Origin of the sequence: Pseudomonas brassicacearum subsp. neoaurantiaca (assembly GCF_013608025.1) — a bacterium.
Classification (GTDB): domain Bacteria; phylum Pseudomonadota; class Gammaproteobacteria; order Pseudomonadales; family Pseudomonadaceae; genus Aquipseudomonas.
The window spans coordinates 254,350-261,389 of the sequence record NZ_VDLV01000010.1 but is presented as its reverse complement, the minus strand read 5'-3'; the positions used below and the strand labels follow the sequence as shown (position 1 = coordinate 261,389).

The following is a 7,040-nucleotide window of genomic DNA, read 5'->3' as shown; positions in this document are numbered from 1 at the left end:
AGCGGGGATAAATCCCCTCGCCACAAAAGCAAAGGCACATTCAACAGGCCCGAAAACCGATCAAAGGGAACATCAACCTGTCACACCGGTCGGTTACGCCTGATCAGACACCGCAGCCTTTGTGGCTGGCTTTGTGGCCCGCTTTTGTGGCGAGGGAGCTTGCTCCCGCTTGAGTGCGAAGCGCTCATCGCTTTTTTGGGGCCGCTTCGCGACCCAGCGGGAGCAAGCTCCCTCGCCACAAAAGCAAAGGCACATTCAGCAGGCTCGAAAACCGATCAAAGGGAACATCAACCTGTCACACCGGTCGGTTACATCATGGCCTGTCGCGCACCGCACGACGGAGACGTGCAAAAACGCGACATTTTTAGTTGATCTCAGGCCCCTCACGCCCTAAAGTTCGCGCCGAACGTCCATGCTGGAAACGATCCATCCGGCTCAAGTACTGACGACGAGACAGCAAGGCCAAGGGCATTACGCATCCCGTGGCCTTTTTGCTTTCGGCGACATGCCTTGGGAAGTAGGCGAACCAAAGTGGGGATACGGAGGACGTTCGCGGGGGCAGCTTGCCCTCAAACCCATTGATCCTGATGTTTGCCAGTAGGAGTCCCAAGTATGTCGATCCAGGTCGAAGATTATTTCGCGCGCGAAACTTTCCAGAAAATGAAAGCGTTCGCCGACAAGCAAGAAACCCCGTTCGTGGTGATCGACACCGCGATGATCGCCCAGGCCTACGACGACCTGCGCGCCGGTTTCGAATTCGCCAAGGTCTACTACGCCGTCAAGGCCAACCCGGCGGTGGAAATCATCGACCTGCTCAAGGAAAAAGGCTCGAACTTCGACATCGCCTCGATCTACGAGCTGGACAAGGTCATGAGCCGTGGCGTTGGCCCGGAGCAGATCAGCTACGGCAACACCATCAAGAAATCCAAGGACATCCGCTACTTCTACGAGAAGGGCGTGCGCCTGTATGCCACCGACTCCGAAGCCGACCTGCGTAACATCGCCAAGGCCGCACCGGGCTCGAAGGTCTATGTGCGGATCCTCACCGAAGGCTCGACCACCGCTGACTGGCCGCTGTCGCGCAAGTTCGGCTGCCAGACCGACATGGCGATGGACCTGCTGATCCTGGCCCGTGACCTGGGCCTGGTGCCGTACGGCATCTCGTTCCACGTGGGCTCGCAACAGCGCGACATCAGCGTCTGGGACGCGGCCATCGCCAAGGTCAAGGTGATCTTCGAGCGCCTGAAGGAAGAAGACGGCATCATCTTGAAGTTGATCAACATGGGCGGTGGCTTCCCGGCCAACTACATCACCCGCACCAACAGCCTGGAAACCTACGCCGAGGAAATCATCCGCTTCCTGAAGGAAGACTTCGGCGACGACCTGCCGGAAATCATCCTGGAGCCGGGCCGTTCGTTGATCGCCAACGCCGGTATCCTCGTCAGCGAAGTGGTATTGGTGGCGCGCAAGTCCCGTACCGCCGTCGAGCGCTGGGTGTATACGGACGTGGGCAAGTTCTCCGGCCTGATCGAAACCATGGACGAAGCCATCAAGTTCCCGATCTGGACCGAGAAGAAAGGCGAGATGGAAGAAGTGGTCATCGCCGGCCCGACCTGCGACAGCGCCGACATCATGTACGAGAACTACAAGTACGGTTTGCCGCTGAACCTGGCCATTGGTGATCGCCTGTATTGGTTGTCGACCGGTGCGTACACCACCAGTTATAGCGCGGTGGAATTCAATGGCTTTCCGCCGTTGAAGTCGTTTTACGTATAAGTCTTATCAATAAAACAGGCCCGTGATTGCACGGGCCTTTTTTTTGCGTGATGAAAAGTTTTCCTTGCAACATCGGCCCGCGTGGAAACGTCCGCGTAATATTTCGCCATTACCAACCCCCCGTCAAAAGTTACACATCGCAAATAGTTAGCGCTTAACACCCAAACAAATAACCGCTACTTTTCTTCTATCGGCACGACGCCGTCACGCAAATAAAAGGACTTACATGTTAACTATTGACGACACTCCCATCACCGCTGGTGAGTTCAACGCATTAACAATGAATTTCATCAACGCCGCCTCAGGGACTCTTCCCGGTGTCCAGCGAGACAAAGGACTGCTGGTTACGACGAGTGATATTCGAAATATCAAAAATTACGTTGTGCGTGGATTGGCCTTGCCTACCCATACAGCGCAAATAGAGCAAATCTATAAATATGACCAGCTTAAAATCAATGGCCTGCGCTCTGAAGACATGCAGGTTCTCTACCAGACAATAAAAAGTCACGCCGAAACCTGGCCAGCCATTGAAACCGGCATGAAGGTAGTCGGTTCGGGCCTGCATGTATTCGCTGATGAGCTGACCAACGTCAGCGAAGCCATCATCGGGTATCTTGAAAGCCTGCCCAGTTATATATCCGGCATTGGGAAAATCGGCGACCTGACACCCGAAGAGATCGAAAACCTCCCGGAGATACGCCTGAGTTCCGAGGAGTTAAGGAGAACCCCTGTCTTGCTGGAGTTGGTCAGAGAGTTAAAAGGCTTGATCCAACACCACAGCACGAAAACCTCCGCCACGAAAACTCAAATTACCCAGTTCAAAAATGGCATTGGCCATTCGATCAAGCCCGCACTGGACCTGAAACTGACGCTGATCAACAGCCAGAATGCGAGTGAGGAAATAAAACAACACAACGAGCGACTCGATATTCTTAGCCAGCGAATCAGGGAACGGCAGGCGGAGATCGAGAACTACTCCAAGAACAAATGGTGGGGTTTGTTCGCAGGGGCGGTTGGTTTCACTATCACCGCGACGATCTACGGCCAAAAAGCCAGCGAGGCCCGCCAAGAACTAGACCTACTGGTATCCGAACGGCGGATGATTGAAAAAAGCATTGAGACTAACCATCAGCTCCTGGCGCATCTAAACGCGTTCGAAAGTGATATCCATGATCTGAGAATTCGAGTCGAGAATGCCGTGGGTAGCTCTTCGAATCTCGAAAGCCTCTGGGAACTCATCCAGGCCTATGTCGATGCATCCTCCAGGAGACTCGATGGCGTAACCAATGCAATGTACCTGGTCGCGTTCTCCGCGCGGCTCAGCTCCATGATGAGCAACTGGAAGAATATTCAAGAACAAGCGCGCGACTTACTGAATGCCTTCAGCAACGCTGCCGAAGAACCTTTATTTTCGCCAACTGCGAGATCCGCGCTGACGCAAGTGTATTTTTCCGAGACAGCGCTCCCGTCCCCGACACCCGAGAAATACACGATGACTGGTATTGATTCCGTTGAACTGGCAACCGATTACGTCCTACCCGATGTGAAAAAAATCCATGCTTGCCGGGATGAACTCAATTACAAAATCAGCATTCTGAACAATCTTCCTATCCCGGTCCTCGTCGAGGAGTTCAGCGCTCTGCGCAAGGAAACCAGCAATGCCTACGACCAGGCGAAACGCGCCATCACCCTGATTCCCGTCTCGTTGCAAACTGATGAGATAGTTTCGTTGATCGACACTATTGAAAGGCTCCGGGAAAATCCCACCGCCGAACAGCAGCAAGCCATTGAAAGCTTAAGCCAGGAAATCAAGCAACTCATCAACAGTGCCCTGTCTGAAACCGGCGAATATGCAATCGCATTCGACGATAGCTTGGCGAACTTGAGGGTTGTCACTCTCAGCGACAACCAATACCGCATCCAGGCATTGGAGGAGACGATCCGCCAGGGCGAGCTGCCGGCTGCCGCTGAAAAAGCGGCAATTGAACGCCTGCTTACCGACGAAGCGGTATTGAACGAGAGCATCAAGCTGATCGAGTCGACCAACAGTTTTTCGCTGATCAAGGAATTGCTCCTCACCGCCAGCAACCTTGCCGTAATGAATCCATCCCCTACACAACTCAAGCTCATCCAATCGGGTATGGACGTCGCCGGTAGACTGCTGGGCCTCGTCTCGGACGCCATCAAGTATGGCAACCTGATCGAGGCCAGGCGCCAGGTTCAAGTTGAGCTGGACCGGCGTCGCCAGACATCGGCGCACATGCAGAACGAACTCCAGATGCTAAGAGATCGCCACCAATTGCTGCTCGAGGCACAATCAGTACGAGCGACAAGGGATACTTATCTCGACGAAATGAGCCGCTTGGCCGGTGCCATCAGTCAGTTCCTGAACACTAACAACCATGGCGCCTCCGCGACGTTGGAAACAGTTGCCCAGACATTTCTGAGTCAGGCAGGCATTCTCACCGGGCATTTGAATACCCTTCGCAGGGAATGGCGCAATTAAAAAAGCAACGGGGAAAAACGCGATCCACGGATAAATCTCCTCGCCACCGACGATGGGCTTGAACAGCCATCCACTTTGACGGCTTTGGAAAGCCCCGCTCATGCAAATGACCGGGGCTTTTTAGTGTGTTTATGAATGCTTCTCGATAACACACGGCATAATGCACGCCGAGATGAACAAGTAACGAACGAAAGGCGAGCGACGTGTTGAAGAAAACCCTGTTCCAGTTGCACTGGTTTTTCGGCATCAGCGCCGGGCTGGTCCTGGCATTGATGGGCATTACCGGTGCGACGGTATCGTTCCAGGACGAGATCCTGCGAGCGTTGAATCCGCAGGTGCTGACGGTTGAACAGCAACCGGCGGGCGTCCTGCCGCCCGCTGAACTGGTGGAACAGATCGAAGCCGCGTCCGGCAAGACCGTCAACATGCTCTGGGTCGAGACAGACAGTGGCAATGCCGCGCGGGTGATCTTCACGGCACCGCCCGGAGAGAAACGCGGGCCGATGCGCTATTTCAATCCCTACAACGGGCAGTTCATGGGCGATGTGGTGGGCCAGGATTTCTTCGGCCTGGTGCTCAGGCTGCACCGCGTCCTGACCCTGGATGACGTGGGGCGGCAAATCACCGGTGCGTGCACGCTGATCCTGATTTTTTTCTGCCTGTCCGGGCTGTACCTCCGTTGGCCGCGGCAATGGAAAAACTGGCGCGCCTGGCTGACCCTCGACTGGGCCAAGAAAGGCCGCAGTTTCAACTGGGACTTGCACTCGGTCGCGGGCACCTGGTGCCTGGTGTTTTACCTCTTGGCCGCCCTGACCGGGCTGACCTGGTCCTACGACTGGTACAACAAGGGCGTGACCCGCCTGCTCTCCGATTCGCCCAAGGACGAGCGCGTGCGCAACCGCGACCCCGTGCCAAACGGCCCGGCGCCGATCGCCGATTACCGGGCGATGTGGAGCAGCATCTACAGCGCCGCCGGCCCCGACCTGTCGGCCTATAACGTGCGCATGCCAGCGGTCTCAGGGCAACCGGCGACCGTTTTCTATCTGTTGAAAAACTCGCCTCATGACCGCGCACTGAACCAACTCATCCTCGACCCGGCCACCGGCGCCATCAGCCGTCACAGCCGCTACAGCGACAAAAGTCTCAAGGCCCAGTTGCTGACGAGCATCTACGCGCTGCATGTCGGCAGTTACTTCGGGCTGGTCGGCCGGATCCTGATGACTGTTGCCGCGCTGGCCATGCCATTGTTTTTCATCACCGGCTGGCTGCTGTACCTGGACCGCCGACGCAAGAAGCGCCAGGTCCGCCAGGCTCGCCAAGCATTGGCCGAACGCCCTGGTGATGCCCCGGCATGGTTGATCGGCTTCGCCAGCCAGAGTGGGTTTGCGGAGCAATTGGCCTGGCAGACTGCCGGCCAACTCCAGGCCGCCGGGCTGCCGGTAAAAGTCCAGCCACTGGCCGGCGTCAGCGAGAAGGATCTGAACAGCGCCACCCGCGCGCTGTTTGTGGTCAGTACGTTTGGCGACGGCGAAGGCCCGGACAGCGCCCGTGGTTTCGAGCGAAAGGTGCTGGGCCAGGCCTTGAGCCTTGAACGCCTGCAATATTCGGTACTGGGCCTGGGCGATCGCCAATACGAAAACTTTTGCGGCTTCGCCCGGCGCTTGCATGCCTGGTTGGCGGAGCACGGCGGCAAGACGCTGTTCGCGCCGGTGGAAGTGGACAGCGGCGACCCTTATGCATTGCGTCACTGGCAGCAACAACTGGCCGAACTGACCGGCCAGGCTCCGGCGGACGCTTGGCAGCCTCCAAGCTTCCAGAACTGGACGCTCAACCAACGCACCCTGCTCAACCCCCACAGCAGCGGCTCGGGCGTTTATCTGCTGGGTCTCACCGCCCCCGGCCCGAGCAGTTGGCTGGCCGGTGACCTGGTGGAAATCCTGCCGCGCAATGACCGATCGGCGATTGATCATTTCCTCGATGGGCTGGGCATCGCTGGTATTGCTCGAGTAAAGGTCGATGGTTTGCAGCAGACACTCGAACAAGCCCTGGCGACGCGCCAGTTGCCGAAAAACCGCGCCCACCTGGTAGGCCTGCACGCCCAGGCATTAGTGGAAGCACTTGCACCGCTGGGCATGCGCGAATACTCCATCGCATCGATTCCCGCCGATGGCGTGCTGGAACTGATCGTGCGCCAGGAACGTCACGCCGACGGCAGCCTGGGCGTCGGCTCCGGCTGGCTCACAGAATACGCGCCGTTGGGCAGCGCCATCAGCCTGCGGGTACGGCGCAACAGCAGTTTCCATTTGCCGCCGCAAGGCGTGCCGATGATCCTGCTGGGCAACGGCACCGGCCTGGCCGGCCTGCGCAGCTCGCTCAAGGCCCGCGTCGCCGAGGGTATGCAGCGTAACTGGCTGCTGTTTGGCGAGCGCAACCGTGAGCATGATTTCCACTGTTGCGATGAACTGCAGGAGTGGGTCACCTCTGGCGACCTGGAGCGCCTGGACCTGGCCTTCTCCCGAGATCAGGAACAGAAAATCTACGTCCAGGATCGCCTGCTGGAATCGGCGGCGTTGCTCAAGCAATGGCTGGCCGATGGCGCGGTGATCTATGTCTGCGGCAGCCTGCAAGGGATGGCGTCAGGGGTGGATCACGTGCTCAACCTGGTGCTGGGGCGTGAGGAAGTGGAAAAGTTGATCGAGCAGGGGCGGTATCGGCGGGATGTGTACTGACGAACGCTTACCCAGAGTTCAATCGAGTC

General features: G+C 57.3%; 3 protein-coding genes. All 3 read left to right on the top strand.

What is annotated here, in order from left to right; all coding sequences use genetic code 11:
- Positions 1-612 precede the first annotated feature (612 nt).
- The 3 genes from FHK92_RS07855 to FHK92_RS07845 all read left to right on the top strand — a co-directional run bounded on the left by FHK92_RS07855 (position 613) and on the right by FHK92_RS07845 (position 7,011).
- A complete protein-coding gene (locus tag FHK92_RS07855; RefSeq protein WP_181287568.1) occupies positions 613-1,776 on the top strand; it encodes a type III PLP-dependent enzyme in 1,164 nt (387 codons plus the stop codon).
- Positions 1,777-2,002: 226 nt separating this feature from the next.
- The gene (locus tag FHK92_RS07850; protein ID WP_181287567.1) at positions 2,003-4,282 is read left to right on the top strand and encodes an alpha-xenorhabdolysin family binary toxin subunit A; all 2,280 of its coding nucleotides are present in this window, start codon (positions 2,003-2,005) and stop codon (positions 4,280-4,282) included.
- Positions 4,283-4,485: 203 nt separating this feature from the next.
- Positions 4,486-7,011, top strand: coding sequence for a PepSY domain-containing protein (locus FHK92_RS07845; RefSeq protein WP_181287566.1), 2,526 nt, complete (start codon positions 4,486-4,488; stop codon positions 7,009-7,011).
- The last annotated feature ends 29 nt before the right edge of the window (positions 7,012-7,040 follow it).